Annotated in this window: 14 protein-coding genes and 5 tRNA genes; all 19 read left to right on the top strand. The window is 34.1% G+C overall.

Annotation, left to right across the window (positions count from 1 at the left end; genetic code table 11):
- Window positions 1-18: 18 nt before the first annotated feature.
- The 19 genes from RG22_RS02815 to rpoC all read left to right on the top strand — a co-directional run bounded on the left by RG22_RS02815 (window position 19) and on the right by rpoC (window position 17,147).
- Window positions 19-885, top strand: coding sequence for a ComEA family DNA-binding protein (locus RG22_RS02815; protein WP_034040688.1), 867 nt, complete (start codon window positions 19-21; stop codon window positions 883-885).
- Between the two features lie 29 nt (window positions 886-914).
- Entirely contained in the window at window positions 915-2,081 is a 1,167-nt protein-coding gene (locus RG22_RS02810; RefSeq protein WP_034040686.1) for an acyl-CoA dehydrogenase family protein, read from the top strand.
- An 83-nt stretch (window positions 2,082-2,164) separates the two neighbouring features.
- Window positions 2,165-2,359, top strand: coding sequence for a 30S ribosomal protein S21 (rpsU, locus tag RG22_RS02805; RefSeq protein ID WP_034040684.1), 195 nt, complete (start codon window positions 2,165-2,167; stop codon window positions 2,357-2,359).
- A gap of 133 nt (window positions 2,360-2,492) precedes the next feature.
- Window positions 2,493-3,383, top strand: coding sequence for a tyrosine-type recombinase/integrase (locus tag RG22_RS02800; RefSeq protein ID WP_034040682.1), 891 nt, complete (start codon window positions 2,493-2,495; stop codon window positions 3,381-3,383).
- A gap of 125 nt (window positions 3,384-3,508) precedes the next feature.
- A complete protein-coding gene (hpf, locus tag RG22_RS02795) occupies window positions 3,509-3,811 on the top strand; it encodes a ribosome hibernation-promoting factor, HPF/YfiA family (RefSeq protein ID WP_034040680.1) in 303 nt (100 codons plus the stop codon).
- A gap of 101 nt (window positions 3,812-3,912) precedes the next feature.
- Window positions 3,913-3,986, top strand: a tRNA-Thr gene (locus RG22_RS02790).
- Window positions 3,987-4,051: 65 nt separating this feature from the next.
- Window positions 4,052-4,133: transfer RNA gene (locus RG22_RS02785), tRNA-Tyr, on the top strand.
- A gap of 63 nt (window positions 4,134-4,196) precedes the next feature.
- A tRNA-Gly gene (locus tag RG22_RS02780) sits at window positions 4,197-4,269 on the top strand.
- Window positions 4,270-4,360: 91 nt separating this feature from the next.
- Window positions 4,361-4,432, top strand: a tRNA-Thr gene (locus tag RG22_RS02775).
- Between the two features lie 70 nt (window positions 4,433-4,502).
- Complete coding sequence (gene tuf, locus RG22_RS02770) at window positions 4,503-5,690, top strand: elongation factor Tu (protein ID WP_034040677.1); 1,188 nt, start codon at window positions 4,503-4,505, stop codon at window positions 5,688-5,690.
- 66 nt (window positions 5,691-5,756) lie between these two features.
- A tRNA-Trp gene (locus RG22_RS02765) sits at window positions 5,757-5,829 on the top strand.
- A gap of 20 nt (window positions 5,830-5,849) precedes the next feature.
- Window positions 5,850-6,047 (top strand): preprotein translocase subunit SecE, encoded by a 198-nt coding sequence (secE, locus tag RG22_RS02760; RefSeq protein WP_034040674.1) that lies wholly within the window; start codon window positions 5,850-5,852, stop codon window positions 6,045-6,047.
- Between the two features lie 11 nt (window positions 6,048-6,058).
- Window positions 6,059-6,613 carry a transcription termination/antitermination protein NusG gene (nusG, locus tag RG22_RS02755; protein WP_034040672.1) on the top strand — a complete coding sequence of 185 codons (555 nt, stop codon included), beginning with the start codon at window positions 6,059-6,061 and terminating at the stop codon, window positions 6,611-6,613.
- A gap of 72 nt (window positions 6,614-6,685) precedes the next feature.
- Entirely contained in the window at window positions 6,686-7,123 is a 438-nt protein-coding gene (rplK, locus tag RG22_RS02750) for a 50S ribosomal protein L11 (protein WP_034040671.1), read from the top strand.
- 20 nt (window positions 7,124-7,143) lie between these two features.
- Window positions 7,144-7,833 (top strand): 50S ribosomal protein L1, encoded by a 690-nt coding sequence (gene rplA / locus RG22_RS02745; protein ID WP_034040669.1) that lies wholly within the window; start codon window positions 7,144-7,146, stop codon window positions 7,831-7,833.
- A 19-nt stretch (window positions 7,834-7,852) separates the two neighbouring features.
- A complete protein-coding gene (gene rplJ, locus RG22_RS02740) occupies window positions 7,853-8,374 on the top strand; it encodes a 50S ribosomal protein L10 (RefSeq protein WP_034040666.1) in 522 nt (173 codons plus the stop codon).
- A gap of 64 nt (window positions 8,375-8,438) precedes the next feature.
- Complete coding sequence (gene rplL, locus RG22_RS02735; protein ID WP_034040664.1) at window positions 8,439-8,813, top strand: 50S ribosomal protein L7/L12; 375 nt, start codon at window positions 8,439-8,441, stop codon at window positions 8,811-8,813.
- A 191-nt stretch (window positions 8,814-9,004) separates the two neighbouring features.
- Window positions 9,005-12,817 carry a DNA-directed RNA polymerase subunit beta gene (rpoB, locus tag RG22_RS02730; protein ID WP_034040662.1) on the top strand — a complete coding sequence of 1,271 codons (3,813 nt, stop codon included), beginning with the start codon at window positions 9,005-9,007 and terminating at the stop codon, window positions 12,815-12,817.
- Between the two features lie 28 nt (window positions 12,818-12,845).
- Window positions 12,846-17,147: a DNA-directed RNA polymerase subunit beta' gene (gene rpoC, locus RG22_RS02725; RefSeq protein ID WP_034040660.1), complete on the top strand. Its 4,302-nt coding sequence runs from the start codon at window positions 12,846-12,848 to the stop codon at window positions 17,145-17,147.
- Window positions 17,148-17,233: the final 86 nt, after the last annotated feature.

The raw sequence follows: 17,233 nt of genomic DNA, 5'->3' as shown, positions 1-17,233 counted from the left end.
ATATAAAAGATAAGTTAAATGAAGTCCCATTTCACGTTTTCAAAAGAACAGCGAAATGGGATTTTTTTATTAATTCTACTTATAATAGTATTGCAATGCGTTTATTTTTTTGTTGATAAAGATTATCAAGACATCTCAGTAAATCAAGAAGAACTCGCAAAATTTCAAAAAGAAATTGACTCTCTTAAACTAGTTAAACTTGAAGAAAGGAAACCAAAAATATATCCTTTTAACCCTAATTATATAACCGATTATAAAGGCACTTCGTTAGGTATGTCAAACGAAGAAATTGACAGGTTACACGCGTTTAGAAAACAAAACAAATGGGTGAATTCTTCAAAAGAATTTCAAGAGGCAACCAAAATATCCGATTCACTTTTGAACACGATATCTCCATATTTTAAATTTCCAGAGTGGGTTGCAAATCCGAAACCAAAAACTAAGGCAACGGTCTACAATAACACACCAAAGACATTCGCTCAAAAACAAGATTTAAACACAGCAACCGCAAAACAATTACAAAGAGTAAATGGTGTTGGTGAATATTACTCAGAGCGCATTGTAAAATTCAGAAATAAATTTGATGGCGGATTTATTGCCGATGTTCAGCTTCAAGGTATTTACGGATTAACACCTGAAGTTATCGAAAAAATAACAAATCAGTTTACCGTTAAAACACCAAGAGCCATTAAAAAAATCGATATAAATAAAGCTGAATTAGAAGATCTCGTTACCATTCAGCACATCGATTACGATTTAGCACACGAGATTGTTGAGCAGAGAAAATTAAGAGACGGCTATAAATCGTTAAATGAATTAACAAAAGTTAAAGACTTTCCTGTAAATAAAATCGAGATAATTAAATTATATTTGTCGCTCGATTAATGCTATCGAATTGAAAGAAAAAAACGCTAATGAATACAATGTACTTCACCGAAGAGCATCAACTTTTTAGAAAAAGTTTACAAGATTTTTTAAACAAAGAAGTTGTTCCGCATATAGATAAATGGGAAAACGATGGAAATATCGAACGCTTTATTTGGAAAAAAATGGGTGATATGGGTTTCTTTGGTATCAATTACCCAGAAGCTTATGGCGGACTAAATTTAGATCTTTTCTATACCGTTATTCTTCTTGAAGAACTTCAAAAAATAAACTCTGGTGGTTTTGCCGCAGCAATTTGGGCGCACTGTTATTTAGCAATGACGCATCTTAATGCCGAAGGCAATCACGATATAAAAGAACATTATTTAACACCAAGCATCTCTGGAGATAAAATAGGATGTTTATGTATAACCGAACCTTTTGGCGGTAGTGATGTTGCAGGCATGCGCACCACTGCGGTTAAAAATGGTGAACATTATATTATAAACGGATCAAAAACATTTATTACCAATGGGGTTGTAAGCGACTATTTGGTAGTAGCAGCCAAAACAAATCCAGAATTAGGCAATAAAGGTATCAGTATTTTTGTTGTCGATAGAGAAACTACAGGCGTATCTGCAACCAAATTAGATAAGTTAGGTTGGCGTGCATCCGATACTGGAGAAATAGCTTTCGATAATGTTAAAATTCCAGCAACTAATTTATTGGGCGAAGAAAATAAAGGTTTCCCTTATATCATGCAGCATTTTTCGTTAGAACGTTTAATTATGGGAGTTAATGCACATGCTCGTGCAGAATACGCTTTAGAGTATGCGCTACAATACATGTCCGAACGTATGGCTTTCGGAAAAACTATCAATAAATTTCAAGCATTACGTCATTCAGTAGCAGAATTATATACCGATATGGAAATTTGTAAAACATTCAACTATGCAGTGGCTTACAGATTAAACAAAGGCGAGTATGTGGTAAAAGAAGCTTCAATGTCTAAGCTTAAATCTACTAAAATGGCAGATGAGGTTATCTACCAATGCCTCCAGTTTTTAGGTGGCTACGGCTATATGGAAGATTACCCCATGGCAAGACTTTTACGCGATAGCAGATTAGGACCAATAGGAGGAGGGACGTCTGAGATATTAAAAGAGATTTTAGCAAAAATAATCATCGATAAGAAAGACTATAAACCTGTTACATAAAAATTTAAATTTTTAATTGTTAATTATTAATTAGTTTTTATATTTGCACCCACAAAATCTAAAAGAGAGGAGGTTAAGACACTATGTTAATTATACCAATAAAAGAAGGGGAAAATATAGATAGAGCGCTAAAGCGTTTTAAAAGAAAGTTTGATAAAACTGGAACTAAACGTCAACTTCAAGTACGTAAGCAGTTTAATAAACCTTCAGTAGTACGTAGAGCGCAAATCCAAAAAGCGCAGTACATTCAAGGATTGAGAGATGCAGAAGATATTTAATAGCTTCTAAATTATAATAGAATTAAATTCCCGCATTTGCGGGAATTTTTTTATCCATCAATTTTTAAGTATTTTGATTATAAAGTTGCTGCTTAAATTTTAAACTTTTAACTTTAAACATTAAACTTATCAAATGGCCTTCAAATCATTTACAGAATATTTATTGCTCGAAAAAAACTATTCAGCATTAACAGTAAATGCGTATCAAACCGATTTAAAAAACTTTTTAGATTTCATAACAGCCAAATATGAAACCAACACTATTAATAAGGTAAACTATCCACAAATAAGAAGTTGGATAGTCTCCATGGTAGAAAGTGGTCTATCAAACAGAAGTATTAACAGAAAAGTTTCTGCATTAAACACCTATTACAAGTTTCTTTTAAAAATAGGTGAGATAAAAACCAATCCGCTTTCTAAACATAAAGCATTAAAAACTAGCAAGAAAATTCAAGTTCCCTTTTCAGAAAATGAAGTAATGACCGTTTTAAATGAATTACATTTTGAGAATGATTTTGAAGGGATTCGTAATAAATTAATAATTGAATTATTCTATTCCACAGGAATAAGACGTATAGAATTAGTAGAGTTAAAACTAACAAGTGTTAATTTAGATAATAAAACGGTAAAAGTATTAGGGAAGAGAAATAAAGAGCGCATCGTTCCGTTATTAAAACCGGTAGTACAAACGATAAGTAAGTATTTAATTTCAAGAAATGAATTAGAAAGTATTATAGATGATGATATCTTGTTTTTAACTAAAAAAGGAATTAAAGTTTACGAAACACTTGTTTACAGAATAATAAATGATTATTTTAGTTTGGCATCAGCTAAGGTTAAAAAGAGTCCGCATATATTAAGACATTCATTTGCCACTCATTTACTTAATCAAGGTGCCGATTTAAATGCTGTTAAAGAATTGCTTGGTCATTCAAGTTTAGCAGCAACACAAGTTTATACTCATAATAGTATAACCGAGCTTAAAAAAGTGCATGTAAAAGCACATCCAAGGAGTGAAAAATAAAATATTATTGTCTAACCAAAAAATAAAAGAATGAAATGAGTCATAATAATTTAAGTAGCTATTAGCTAAAAATAATTATTGGCGAATTACATCTTAGCAATTTAATAACCTAAAAAAAATAACAGATGAAAGTAAACACGCAATCAGTTAATTTTAATGCTGACCAAAAATTAATAGATTTTATTCAAAAACGAATGGATAAGTTAGATATGTTTTATGATAAAGTTATAAAATCTGATGTTTTTCTAAAGGTAGAAAACACTAGTGACAAAGAAAATAAAGTTTTCGAAGCTAGGGTAAGTGTTCCAGGAGATAGTTTTGTAGTAAAAAAACAATGCAAAAGCTTTGAAGAAGGAGCAGATATGGCTGTCTCATCATTAGAAAGACAGTTAAAAAAGCGAAAAGAAAAATTAAGAGCACATTTATAATAAAATTTATTAAAAAATGTTTTGAATAAAATAAAAAATCTATACATTTGCAGTCCGTTAGAAATAGCGGGCTTTTTTTATGCGTAAAAAGTGTAAAAAACGCCGATGTAGCTCAGCTGGCTAGAGCAGCTGATTTGTAATCAGCAGGTCGTGGGTTCGAGTCCCTCCATCGGCTCAAAAAGCGTAGATTTAAAAGGTGTGCGCAAAAAAGTTCTTAAAAAGATTGAAATAAGTTTAATTGGGGAGATACTCAAGCGGCCAACGAGGGCAGACTGTAAATCTGCTGACTACGTCTTCGCAGGTTCGAATCCTGCTCTCCCCACAAACTTTTTTCAAAATTTTATTGAAATATTGAAAACCAAACAAGTTTAAGCTTGTTAAAATTGCGAGAGTAGCTCAGTTGGTAGAGCGTCAGCCTTCCAAGCTGAATGTCGCCGGTTCGAACCCGGTCTCTCGCTCTAAAATTCCTGCGAAGGCAGGAAACTCTTCTTTCAGCTAATGCAATCTTTTAAAAAGATTATTTGAGAGAATAGGGAATAAAAACTTTACGCCGGTGTAGCTCAGGGGTAGAGCGTTTCCTTGGTAAGGAAGAGGTCACGAGTTCAAATCTCGTCATTGGCTCTATATTGAAGAGTATAAAAAAGAATACACTAATATTATTATATAACTAAGATTAAAATTATTTAAAAACATGGCAAAGGCAACTTTCGATCGTTCAAAACCACACTTAAATATTGGTACAATTGGACACGTAGATCACGGTAAAACAACTTTAACTGCTGCTATTACTAAAGTATTAGCTGATGCAGGTTTATCAGAAGCGAGATCATTTGATCAAATTGATAACGCTCCAGAAGAAAAAGAGAGAGGTATTACAATTAATACTTCACACGTAGAATATCAAACAGCTAACCGTCACTATGCTCACGTTGACTGTCCAGGTCACGCCGATTATGTAAAGAACATGGTTACTGGTGCTGCTCAAATGGATGGTGCTATTTTAGTGGTTGCTGCTACTGATGGTCCAATGCCACAAACTCGTGAGCACATCTTATTAGGTCGTCAAGTAGGAATTCCTCGTATCGTTGTATTCATGAATAAAGTGGATATGGTTGATGATGAAGAATTACTTGAGTTAGTAGATATGGAAATTAGAGATTTATTATCTTTCTATGAGTACGATGGAGATAATGGACCTGTAATTGCTGGTTCTGCTTTAGGTGCCCTTAACGGAGAGCAAAAATGGGTAGATACAGTAATGGAATTAATGGAAGCTTGTGATTCTTGGATTGAAGAGCCTTTAAGAGAAGTTGATAAAGATTTCTTAATGCCAATAGAAGATGTATTCTCTATTACTGGTCGTGGTACTGTTGCAACTGGTCGTATTGAAACTGGTATAGCTAACACTGGAGATCCTGTAGAGATTATCGGTATGGGTGCTGAGAAATTAACATCTACTATTACTGGTATTGAAATGTTCCGTCAAATATTAGATAGAGGTGAGGCTGGAGATAACGCTGGTATCTTATTAAGAGGTATTGAGAAGACTCAAATTTCTCGTGGTATGGTAATTACAAAACCTGGTTCTGTAACACCACACGCTAAATTTAAAGCTGAGGTTTATATCCTTAAAAAAGAAGAAGGTGGACGTCACACTCCATTCCATAATAACTACCGTCCACAGTTCTACGTACGTACAACTGATGTAACTGGAAATATTGCACTTCCTGATGGAGTAGAAATGGTTATGCCTGGAGATAACTTAACGATTACAGTTGAGTTAATTCAACCAATCGCAATGAATATTGGTCTACGCTTCGCAATACGTGAAGGTGGTAGAACAGTAGGTGCTGGTCAGGTAACTGAAATTTTAGACTAAATAAAAGTTTAATAAATATAGAGTCAAGGTATCGCGTATTTACGTGATGCCTTTTGACTTATATTTACGGGTTTAGCTCAGTTGGTAGAGCACTGGTCTCCAAAACCAGGTGTCGGGAGTTCGAGTCTCTCAACCCGTGCTAATAAAGAATAAATATAAATGACTGGAATTGTAAATTATATAAAGGAATCATTTGGAGAGCTAAAAAACAATGTGACATGGCCTACTTGGGCAGAAGCACAAAGTTTAACTGTTTTAGTTGCGGTATTTTCAATTATATTCTCTCTTGCAATATGGGGGGTAGATACAGTTTTCAGTAAAGTCATAACATTTTACTTTGATTGGATTAACCGTTAAAAATAAATTCTATGGCTGAAGTAAGTGAAAAAAAATGGTATGTTGTTAGGGCTGTAAGTGGTCAAGAAAACAAAATAAAAACCTATATAGAAAACGAAATTGCTCGTTTAGGTTTACAAGATTATGTTGATCAGGTATTAGTGCCTACCGAAAGAGTTGTTCAGATTCGTAATGGAAAAAAAATTCATAAAGAAAAAGTTTTTTTTCCAGGATATATAATGGTTCAAGCAAACTTAACAGGAGAAGTTCCTCATATTATAAGATCGGTTACTAACGTCATTGGGTTTTTAGGAGAAACAAAAGGAGGTGATCCTGTGCCGTTAAGACAATCTGAGGTAAACAGAATGTTAGGTAAAGTTGATGAATTAGCAGTAGAGGAAAGTGCTAATGTAGCCATACCTTTTACAAAAGGGGAAACAGTCAAAGTTATTGATGGGCCGTTTAACGGATTTGATGGTACGATTGAAAAAATAAATGAAGAAAAACGTAAGCTAGAAGTAATGGTTAAGATTTTCGGAAGAAAAACACCATTAGAATTAAGCTATATGCAAGTTGAAAAAGTATAATTAGTGTTACATTAAGATAGATGAATCTTTCGCTTCCAAAAGAGAGATACCATCAAAATTAAATTATTAAAAATGGCAAAAGAATTAGGTAAAGTAGTTAAGTTACAAGTTCGGGGAGGTGCTGCGAATCCATCGCCACCGGTTGGACCCGCTTTAGGAGCTGCAGGTGTTAACATCATGGAGTTCTGTAAGCAATTCAATGCCAGAACCCAAGATAAACCAGGTAAAGTATTACCAGTGGTTATATCTGTTTACAAAGACAAATCATTCGACTTTGTAATCAAAACTCCACCAGCAGCTGTTCAATTAATGGAAGCAGCTAAAGTGAAGAAAGGGTCTGGAGAGCCAAACCGAAAAAAAGTAGCTAAAGTATCTTGGGATCAGGTTAAAACCATCGCAGAAGACAAAATGGTAGATTTAAACGCATTTACTACAGAGTCTGCTATGAAAATGGTTGCTGGAACAGCAAGATCGATGGGAATAACTGTAACAGGAAAATTTCCTTCTTAATCTATTAAAGACATTAGAAAATGGCAAGATTAACAAAAAAGCAAAAAGAGGCTTTAGCAAAAATTGAAAAAGGTAAAATCTATTCTGTTGATGAAGCATCAGCATTAATAAAAGAAATTACTAATACTAAGTTCGACTCATCAATTGATTTGGCTGTACGTTTAGGAGTAGATCCTCGTAAGGCTAATCAAATGGTAAGAGGTGTGGTTTCATTACCTCACGGAACTGGTAAAGACATGAAAGTATTAGCATTGGTAACACCAGATAAAGAAGCGGAAGCTAAAGAAGCTGGAGCAGATTACGTTGGTTTAGACGAATACCTAGATAAAATCAAAGGTGGTTGGACAGACGTTGACGTTATTGTTACTATGCCAAGTGTTATGGGTAAATTAGGTCCTTTAGGGCGTGTATTAGGTCCTCGTGGTTTAATGCCAAATCCAAAGACAGGTACAGTAACTATGGATGTTGCTAAAGCAGTAAGCGAAGTAAAAGCTGGTAAAATAGACTTTAAAGTTGATAAAACAGGTATTGTACACGCTGCTATAGGAAAAGCATCATTTAGTGCTGATAAAATTGCGGGTAACGCAAATGAATTATTAACAACATTAATGAAACTAAAACCGACAACTGCAAAAGGAACTTATGTAAAAAGCATATTTATGTCTTCTACAATGAGCCCAAGTATTGCTGTTGATCCTAAAATTGGTTAATTAAGTTAAAACTTTTATTATGACAAGAGAAGAAAAATCATTAGTAATTAAGGAGTTAACTGCAGAATTAGCTAATAATGCAAATATCTATTTAGCAGATATTTCAGGATTAAACGCAGGTACAACCTCAGATTTACGTCGTGCTGCTTTTAAAGCTAACGTAAAATTAGCAGTAGTTAAAAACACATTACTTGAAAAAGCAATGGAAGCTTCAGAGAGAGATTTTGGAGAGCTTCCAACAGTTTTAAAAGGCAATACATCTGTAATGTATTCTGAAACAGGTAATGTACCAGCGAAGTTAATTAAAACCTTCCGTAAAAAATCAGATAAGCCTTTATTAAAAGGAGCATTTATTGAGGAAGCAGTTTATATTGGCGATGAGCAATTAGACATGTTAGTAGATATCAAATCTAAAGAAGAATTGATTGGAGAAATTGTTGGATTATTACAATCTCCTGCTAAAAATGTTATTTCTGCACTTAAATCAGGTGGAGGAACAATAGCTGGAATTATTAAAACACTTTCTGAAAAATCAGAATAGTATTAACAAGTACGCACTTATTACAAATATATTATTATTACAAAATTATTAAAACGATAGAAAAATGGCAGATTTAAAAGATTTCGCAGAACAATTAGTTAACCTTACTGTAAAAGAAGTAAATGAGTTAGCAACTATATTAAAAGATGAGTATGGTATCGAGCCTGCTGCTGCTGCTGCAGTTGCTGTTGCTGGTCCTGCTGCTGGTGGAGAAGCTGAAGAAGCTCAAACTGAATTTGATGTTATTTTAAAAGCGGCTGGTGGTTCTAAATTAGCAGTTGTAAAATTAGTTAAAGAATTAACTGGTTTAGGTTTAAAAGAAGCAAAAGGTTTAGTTGACGATGCACCAAGCGCTATCAAAGAAGCAGTTACTAAAGATGAAGCTGAAGCATTAAAAGCATCTTTAGAAGAAGCTGGAGCAGAGGTTGAGCTTAAGTAAGCTTAACAACTCAAAAACACAAAGGTTTAGGTCTGGAGTTATACGCTCTAAGACCTAGACCATTTTGCGTATAATAACATTATACCAAATAAATTATAAAATAGCATATAAACATCGAATAGTTTATAGTTGTTTAATTAACGTTTTAATACGTTTTCACTATTTATTTTTAATCATAATTCCGTCCATTGATGTTATCAACACAAGCTGAAAGATTAAATTTCTCGTCTATTGTAAATAGAACAGAATACCCAGATTTTTTGGATATTCAGATAAAATCCTTCCAGGATTTTTTCCAATTAGAAACTAAATCAGAAGAAAGAGGTGATGAAGGTCTTTACAACACCTTTATGGAAAACTTTCCAATCACAGATTCACGTAATCAATTTGTTTTAGAATTTTTAGATTACTTTGTAGATCCACCAAGATATGCTATTGAAGAGTGTATTGAAAGAGGTCTTACTTATAGCGTTCCGCTAAAAGCAAGGTTAAAGTTATATTGTACAGACCCTGAACATGAGGATTTCGAGACCATTGTTCAAGATGTGTATTTAGGAACTATACCTTATATGACGCCGTCTGGTACGTTTTGTATCAATGGTGCAGAGCGCGTAGTAGTATCTCAATTGCATAGATCTCCAGGAGTATTCTTCGGTCAATCTTTCCATGCTAATGGAACAAAATTATATTCTGCAAGAGTTATTCCTTTCAAAGGCTCTTGGATAGAATTTGCTACAGATATCAATCAGGTAATGTATGCATACATTGATAGAAAGAAAAAATTACCTGTAACTACACTTTTCCGTGCTATCGGTTTTGAAAGAGATAAAGATATTCTTGAAATTTTTGATCTTGCTGAAGAAGTAAAAGTTTCAAAATCTGGATTAAAAAAATATTTAGGGCGAAAATTAGCTGCTCGTGTACTTAATACATGGCATGAGGATTTTGTTGATGAAGATACAGGAGAGGTGGTATCTATCGAGCGTAATGAAATTGTGTTAGATCGTGATACGGTTCTTGATAAAGAAAATATTGAAGAAATTCTTGAAGCTGAAGTAAAAACTATTCTTTTACACAAAGAAACGTCTGAACAAGGCGATTATGCTATTATTCATAATACGCTTCAAAAGGATCCAACAAACTCAGAAAAAGAGGCTGTTGAACATATTTATAGACAATTACGTAATGCTGAGCCGCCAGATGAGGAAACAGCGCGTGGTATTATAGATAAATTATTCTTTAGTGACCAACGCTACTCTTTAGGAGAAGTTGGACGTTATAGAATGAATAAAAAATTACAGTTAGATATTGGAATGGATAAGCAAGTGCTTACCAAAGAAGATATCATAACTATCATTAAATATTTAATCGAGCTTATTAACTCAAAAGCAGAGATTGACGATATTGATCACTTATCTAACCGTCGTGTACGTACAGTTGGTGAGCAATTATCTCAACAGTTTGGAGTTGGTTTAGCACGTATGGCACGTACAATTCGTGAGCGTATGAACGTTCGTGATAATGAGGTCTTTACACCAATAGATTTAATTAATGCTAAGACGTTGTCGTCTGTAATTAATTCTTTCTTTGGAACAAATCAGCTGTCACAATTTATGGATCAAACCAATCCTCTTGCAGAAATTACGCATAAGCGTCGTTTATCTGCACTTGGACCAGGAGGTTTATCTAGAGAGAGAGCAGGTTTCGAGGTGCGTGATGTTCACTATACACACTACGGGCGTTTATGCCCAATTGAAACACCAGAGGGACCAAATATTGGTTTAATATCTTCACTATCAGTATATGCGAAAGTGAATTCTATGGGATTCATTGAAACACCTTATAGAAAAGTAACGGATGGTGTTGTAGATATTAAAAATGCTCCAATATATTTAAGTGCTGAAGAGGAAGAAGAAAAATTAATTGCACAAGCAACTGTAAAAGTTGATGATAATGGAAAGATATTACATGATAAGGTAATTGCTAGAATGGAAGGTGACTTCCCAGTAATAGAGCCAACAGCTGTAAACTATACAGATGTTGCACCAAATCAAATTTCATCTATATCTGCATCTTTAATTCCGTTTTTAGAGCATGATGATGCGAACAGAGCCTTGATGGGATCTAACATGATGCGTCAGGCTGTGCCATTATTAAGAGTAGATGCACCAATTGTTGGTACAGGATTAGAAAGACAAGTAGCATCAGATTCTCGTGTATTAATAAATGCAGAGGGTAATGGAGAAGTATTATATGTTGATGCAAACGAAATAAAAATTCAATACGAACGTACCGAAGATGAAGCTAAAGTAAGTTTTGATAGTGATATTAAATCTTATGAGTTAGTAAAATTCAGAAAAACAAACCAAGGAACTTCTATCAACTTAAAACCAATTGTGGTTAAAGGCGATAAAGTTACTAAAGGTCAAGTTTTATGTGAAGGTTACGCAACTCAAAAAGGAGAATTAGCTTTAGGTAGAAATATGAAAGTGGCATTTATGCCATGGAAAGGATATAACTTTGAGGATGCGATTGTAATTTCTGAAAAAGTGGTTCGTGAGGATATTTTTACATCTATACATATTGATGAGTATTCTCTAGAAGTTAGAGATACAAAATTAGGTAACGAAGAGTTAACTAATGATATTCCTAACGTATCTGAAGAAGCAACTAAAGATTTAGATGAACACGGAATGATTCGTGTTGGAGCCGAGGTTAAACCTGGCGATATTCTTATTGGTAAAATTACACCAAAAGGAGAATCAGATCCAACTCCAGAAGAAAAATTATTACGTGCTATATTCGGTGATAAAGCGGGAGACGTTAAGGATGCTTCTTTAAAAGCTTCGCCTTCATTAAATGGTGTTGTAATCGAAAAGAAATTATTCGCTAGAGCAGTAAAAGATAAGCGTAAAAGAGCACAAGATAAAGATGATATTTTACAATTAGAAGGTATATATGATGCTAAGTTTGATGCTTTAAAAGATGTTTTAATCGAAAAACTTTTTGCTATTGTAAATGGTAAAACGGCTCAAGGTATTTTTAATGATTTAGGTGAAGAAGTATTACCAAAAGGTAAAAAATTCACACTTAAAATGTTAAATGCAGTTGATGATTATGCACATTTAGTGTCTGGGAAATGGACAACAGATGATCATACAAATCAATTAGTTGCAGATTTAATTCACAACTACAAGATTAAAGAAAACGATTTACAAGGGTCGCTACGTCGTGAGAAGTTTACTATTTCTGTGGGTGATGAGTTACCAGCAGGAATTATCAAATTAGCTAAAGTTTATATCGCTAAAAAGCGTAAACTAAAAGTAGGTGATAAAATGGCAGGACGTCACGGTAACAAAGGTATTGTTGCTCGTATTGTTCGTCAAGAAGATATGCCTTTCTTAGAAGACGGAACGCCTGTTGATATTGTATTAAATCCACTAGGTGTACCATCTCGTATGAATATTGGTCAGATTTATGAAACTGTTCTTGGATGGGCAGGTCAGAAATTAAATCGTACGTATGCAACACCAATTTTTGATGGTGCTACAATAGATCAAATTAACGAATTTACAGATGAAGCTGGAATTCCACGTTACGGACATACTTATTTATATGATGGAGGGACAGGACAACGTTTCGATCAGCCAGCAACTGTTGGTGTGATTTATATGTTGAAACTAGGACACATGGTAGATGATAAAATGCACGCACGTTCTATTGGACCTTACTCATTAATTACACAACAACCATTAGGTGGTAAAGCACAATTTGGTGGTCAGCGTTTTGGTGAGATGGAAGTTTGGGCACTTGAGGCTTATGGTGCATCAAGTACTTTAAGAGAAATCTTGACTGTTAAATCTGATGATGTAATTGGTAGAGCTAAAACTTACGAAAGTATTGTTAAAGGTGAGCCAATGCCAGATCCAGGATTACCAGAATCATTCAACGTACTTATGCACGAATTGAAAGGTTTAGGGTTAGACATCAGATTAGAGGAGTAATTAATTAAATTCATTTCAACCATATATTATGGCAAGAAAACAAGATAAGAATACAGTAAAGAGGTTTAATAAAATCTCCATTGGTTTAGCATCACCAGAATCTATTTTAGCAGAATCTAGAGGTGAAGTTTTAAAACCAGAAACTATCAATTATCGAACTCACAAACCAGAACGTGACGGTTTGTTCTGTGAGCGTATTTTTGGTCCTGTAAAGGATTATGAATGTGCATGTGGTAAATATAAAAGAATTCGCTACAAAGGTATAGTTTGTGACCGTTGTGGTGTTGAAGTAACAGAAAAGAAAGTACGTCGTGATAGAGTAGGACATATTAATTTAGTAGTTCCTGTAGCACACATTTGGTACTTCCGCTCTTTACCAAACAAAATTGGTTATTTATTAGGTCTACCATCTAAGAAATTAGATATGATTATTTACTACGAACGATATGTAGTAATTCAACCAGGTAACGCTAAGAATGAAGAAGGTGAGCCAATACAAAAAATGGATTTCCTTACAGAAGAAGAATACCTAAACATTTTAGAAGAACTTCCTCAAGATAATCAATACTTAGACGATTCAGACCCTAATAAGTTTTTAGCTAAAATGGGTGCTGAATGTTTGATAGACTTATTAGCAAGAATTGATTTAAAAGAGCTGTCTTATGAATTACGTCATAAAGCCAACACAGAAACGTCTAAGCAACGCAAAACTGAAGCTTTAAAACGTTTACAAGTTGTTGAAGCGTTACGTGAATCAAACAATAACAGAGAGAATCGTCCTGAATGGATGATTATGAAAGTTGTGCCAATTATTCCACCAGAATTACGTCCGTTAGTGCCGTTAGATGGTGGTCGTTTTGCAACCTCAGATTTAAATGATTTATACCGTCGTGTAATTATCCGTAACAACCGTCTTAAAAGATTGGTTGAGATAAAAGCACCAGAAGTAATTTTACGTAATGAGAAACGTATGTTACAAGAATCGGTTGATTCATTATTTGATAACACACGTAAATCATCAGCAGTAAAAACCGACTCTAACAGACCGTTAAAATCTTTATCAGATTCGCTTAAAGGTAAGCAAGGGCGTTTCCGTCAAAACTTACTTGGTAAACGTGTTGATTATTCTGCACGTTCGGTAATTGTTGTTGGACCAGAATTAAAATTATTTGAATGCGGATTGCCAAAAAATATGGCAGCAGAATTATACAAACCTTTTGTAATTAGAAAATTAATTGAAAGAGGTATTGTAAAGACTGTAAAATCTGCAAAGAAAATTATAGATAAAAGAGAACCAGTGGTTTGGGATATATTGGAAAATGTTCTTAAAGGACACCCAGTATTACTAAACCGTGCGCCTACGTTACACCGTTTAGGTATACAAGCATTCCAACCTAAATTAATTGAGGGGAAAGCAATTCAGTTACACCCATTAGTATGTACTGCATTTAATGCCGATTTTGATGGTGACCAGATGGCTGTGCATTTACCACTTGGGCCAGAAGCTATTTTAGAGTGTCAATTATTAATGTTGGCATCACACAATATCTTAAATCCAGCAAATGGTTCGCCAGTAACTGTACCTTCTCAAGATATGGTGCTTGGTCTGTATTATATGACTAAGTTACGTACCTCTACTCCAGAAGTTTCTGTTAAAGGTGAAGGTTTAACTTTCTATTCTCCAGAAGAAGTTGTCATTGCTTTTAATGAGCAAAAAGTAGACTTGAATGCAGGCATTAAAGTTAGAACGATTGATCTTAATGAAGATGGTAAACTTGATAAAATGATTGTTGAAACTACTGTAGGTCGTGTGTTGTTTAATCAACATGTACCACAAGCAGCTGGATATATTAATCAAGTACTTACTAAAAAGTCTTTAAGAGATATTATTGGAAACATTCTTAAAGTAACATCTGTTCCTGAAACAGCTGATTTCTTAGATGCCATTAGAACGTTAGGATTTAAGTTTGCATTCCAAGGTGGATTATCATTTAGTTTAGGTGATATTATTATTCCGCCAGAAAAGCAAGGTATGATTGATAAAGCTAACGGTTTAGTTGATGGTATTACAGGAAACTATAACATGGGACTTATCACTAATAACGAACGTTACAATCAAGTTATTGATATTTGGACTTCAACTAATGCAGAATTGACTGAATTGTCAATGAAGCGTATTCGTGAAGACCAACAAGGATTTAATTCTGTGTTTATGATGCTTGATTCTGGAGCTCGTGGGTCTAAGGAACAGATTCGTCAGCTTACAGGTATGCGTGGATTAATGGCAAAGCCTAAAAAATCTAACGCAGGTGGAGGAGAAATTATCGAAAACCCGATTCTTTCTAACTTTAAAGAAGGGCTTTCAATTTTAGAATACTTTATCTCTACTCACGGTGCACGTAAAGGTCTTGCCGATACTGCACTTAAAACTGCAGATGCTGGTTACTTAACACGTCGTTTAGTTGATGTATCTCAAGATGTTATTATTAACACTGAAGATTGTGGTACGTTAAGAGGAGTTGAGGTTGAACCATTAAAGAAAAACGATGAAGTTGTTGAAACTTTAGAAGAAAGAATTGTTGGACGTGTATCTTTAAACGATGTTCATAATCCTTTAACAGATGAGTTGTTAGTTTCTGCTGGACAATTAATTGAAGATGATATTGCAAAAGCTATTGAAGCATCACCAATCGATTCTTTAGAAGTGCGTTCTGCATTAAGTTGCGAAGCATTAAAAGGTATTTGTGCTAAATGTTATGGGCGTAATTTAGCGACAGGGAAAATGGTTCAACGTGGTGAGGCTGTTGGCGTAGTTGCTGCACAGTCTATTGGAGAACCTGGTACGCAGTTAACATTACGTACATTCCACGTAGGTGGTATTGCTGGTAACATTTCTGAAGAGAATAAATTAGCTGTTAAGTTTGATGGTATAGCAGAAATAGAAGATTTAAAAACAGTTAAAGGTAAAGATAGCGAAGGGAATGAAATTGATATTGTAATTTCTCGTACGTCTGAACTTAAATTAACAGATAAGAAAACAGGTATTGTATTAAGTACTAACAACATTCCTTACGGTTCTACCATTTATGTTAAAAATGGTCAAGCATTAAATAAAGGCGATGTAGTTTGTTCTTGGGATCCATATAACGGTGTAATTATTTCAGAGTTTGCTGGTAAAGTGAAGTATGAAAACATCGAACAGGGTGTTACTTATCAAGTTGAAATTGATGAACAAACAGGTTTCCAAGAAAAAGTAATTTCTGAATCAAGAAATAAGAAATTAATACCAACACTTCATATCGAAGATGGTAAAGGCGAAACTATTCGTTCTTATAACTTACCAGTCGGAGCGCATTTAATGATTGATGATGGAGAGAAAATTAATATTGGTAAAATTTTAGTTAAGATTCCTCGTAAATCTGCAAAGGCAGGAGATATTACAGGAGGTTTACCACGTGTAACTGAGTTATTCGAAGCACGTAATCCTTCAAACCCAGCAGTAGTTAGTGCTATTGATGGTGTGGTTTCTTTCGGAAAAATTAAGCGTGGTAATCGTGAGATTATTGTAGAATCTAAAACAGGAGATATTAAGAAATACTTAGTTAAATTATCTAATCAAATTCTTGTTCAAGAAAACGATTATGTAAAAGCTGGTATGCCTTTATCTGATGGTTCTATTACGCCTAACGATATTTTAAATATCAAAGGACCATCTGCGGTACAACAATATTTAGTTAACGAAGTACAAGAAGTATATCGTTTACAAGGTGTGAAAATTAATGACAAACACTTTGAGGTTGTAGTAAGACAGATGATGCGTAAAGTTAGAATTATTGATTCTGGTGATACTATTTTCTTAGAAGATCAATTAGCTCATAAAGCAGATTTCATTAAAGAAAATGATGAAATTTTTGGAATGAAAGTTATTGAGGATGCTGGAGATTCAACAAATCTTAAAGCTGGTCAAATTATTTCGCCTCGTGAGTTAAGAGATGAAAATTCTATTTTACGAAGAGAAGATAAAAATCTTGTAGTTGCAAGAGATGCACAACCTGCAACAGCAACGCCTATATTACAAGGTATTACAAGAGCTTCGCTTCAAACTAAATCATTTATTTCTGCGGCATCGTTCCAAGAAACCACTAAGGTTCTTAACGAAGCAGCCGTAGCAGGTAAGGTAGATTCTTTAGAAGGGCTTAAAGAAAATGTAATTGTTGGACATAGAATTCCAGCAGGTACAGGTATGCGTAACTATACGGATATTATTGTAGGTTCTAAAGAAGAATTCGACGAAATGATGCAAGTAAAAAAAGAATTAAATTATAATTAATTGTTATTCCTGCGAAGGCAGGAATCTATAAACAAAAGCCTTCATGTGTATTAACTTGAAGGCTTTTTATTTTTAAAACATAAACA

This window comes from Wocania ichthyoenteri Th78 (genome assembly GCF_000789235.1).
Lineage (GTDB): Bacteria > Bacteroidota > Bacteroidia > Flavobacteriales > Flavobacteriaceae > Wocania_A > Wocania_A ichthyoenteri.
Note: the sequence above shows the minus strand (reverse complement) of the source record. Positions and strands in the feature narration are given on the sequence as shown.

Excerpts from the sequence above, each read along its gene's own strand:
- RG22_RS02815 (WP_034040688.1), top strand. The coding sequence starts at position 19 with ATGAAGTCCCATTTCACGTTTTCAAAAGAACAGCGAAATGGGATTTTT.
- RG22_RS02810 (WP_034040686.1), top strand. The coding sequence starts at position 915 with ATGAATACAATGTACTTCACCGAAGAGCATCAACTTTTTAGAAAAAGT.
- rpsU (WP_034040684.1), top strand. The coding sequence starts at position 2,165 with ATGTTAATTATACCAATAAAAGAAGGGGAAAATATAGATAGAGCGCTA.
- RG22_RS02800 (WP_034040682.1), top strand. The coding sequence starts at position 2,493 with ATGGCCTTCAAATCATTTACAGAATATTTATTGCTCGAAAAAAACTAT.
- hpf (WP_034040680.1), top strand. The coding sequence starts at position 3,509 with ATGAAAGTAAACACGCAATCAGTTAATTTTAATGCTGACCAAAAATTA.
- tuf (WP_034040677.1), top strand. The coding sequence starts at position 4,503 with ATGGCAAAGGCAACTTTCGATCGTTCAAAACCACACTTAAATATTGGT.
- secE (WP_034040674.1), top strand. The coding sequence starts at position 5,850 with ATGACTGGAATTGTAAATTATATAAAGGAATCATTTGGAGAGCTAAAA.
- nusG (WP_034040672.1), top strand. The coding sequence starts at position 6,059 with ATGGCTGAAGTAAGTGAAAAAAAATGGTATGTTGTTAGGGCTGTAAGT.
- rplK (WP_034040671.1), top strand. The coding sequence starts at position 6,686 with ATGGCAAAAGAATTAGGTAAAGTAGTTAAGTTACAAGTTCGGGGAGGT.
- rplA (WP_034040669.1), top strand. The coding sequence starts at position 7,144 with ATGGCAAGATTAACAAAAAAGCAAAAAGAGGCTTTAGCAAAAATTGAA.
- rplJ (WP_034040666.1), top strand. The coding sequence starts at position 7,853 with ATGACAAGAGAAGAAAAATCATTAGTAATTAAGGAGTTAACTGCAGAA.
- rplL (WP_034040664.1), top strand. The coding sequence starts at position 8,439 with ATGGCAGATTTAAAAGATTTCGCAGAACAATTAGTTAACCTTACTGTA.
- rpoB (WP_034040662.1), top strand. The coding sequence starts at position 9,005 with ATGTTATCAACACAAGCTGAAAGATTAAATTTCTCGTCTATTGTAAAT.
- rpoC (WP_034040660.1), top strand. The coding sequence starts at position 12,846 with ATGGCAAGAAAACAAGATAAGAATACAGTAAAGAGGTTTAATAAAATC.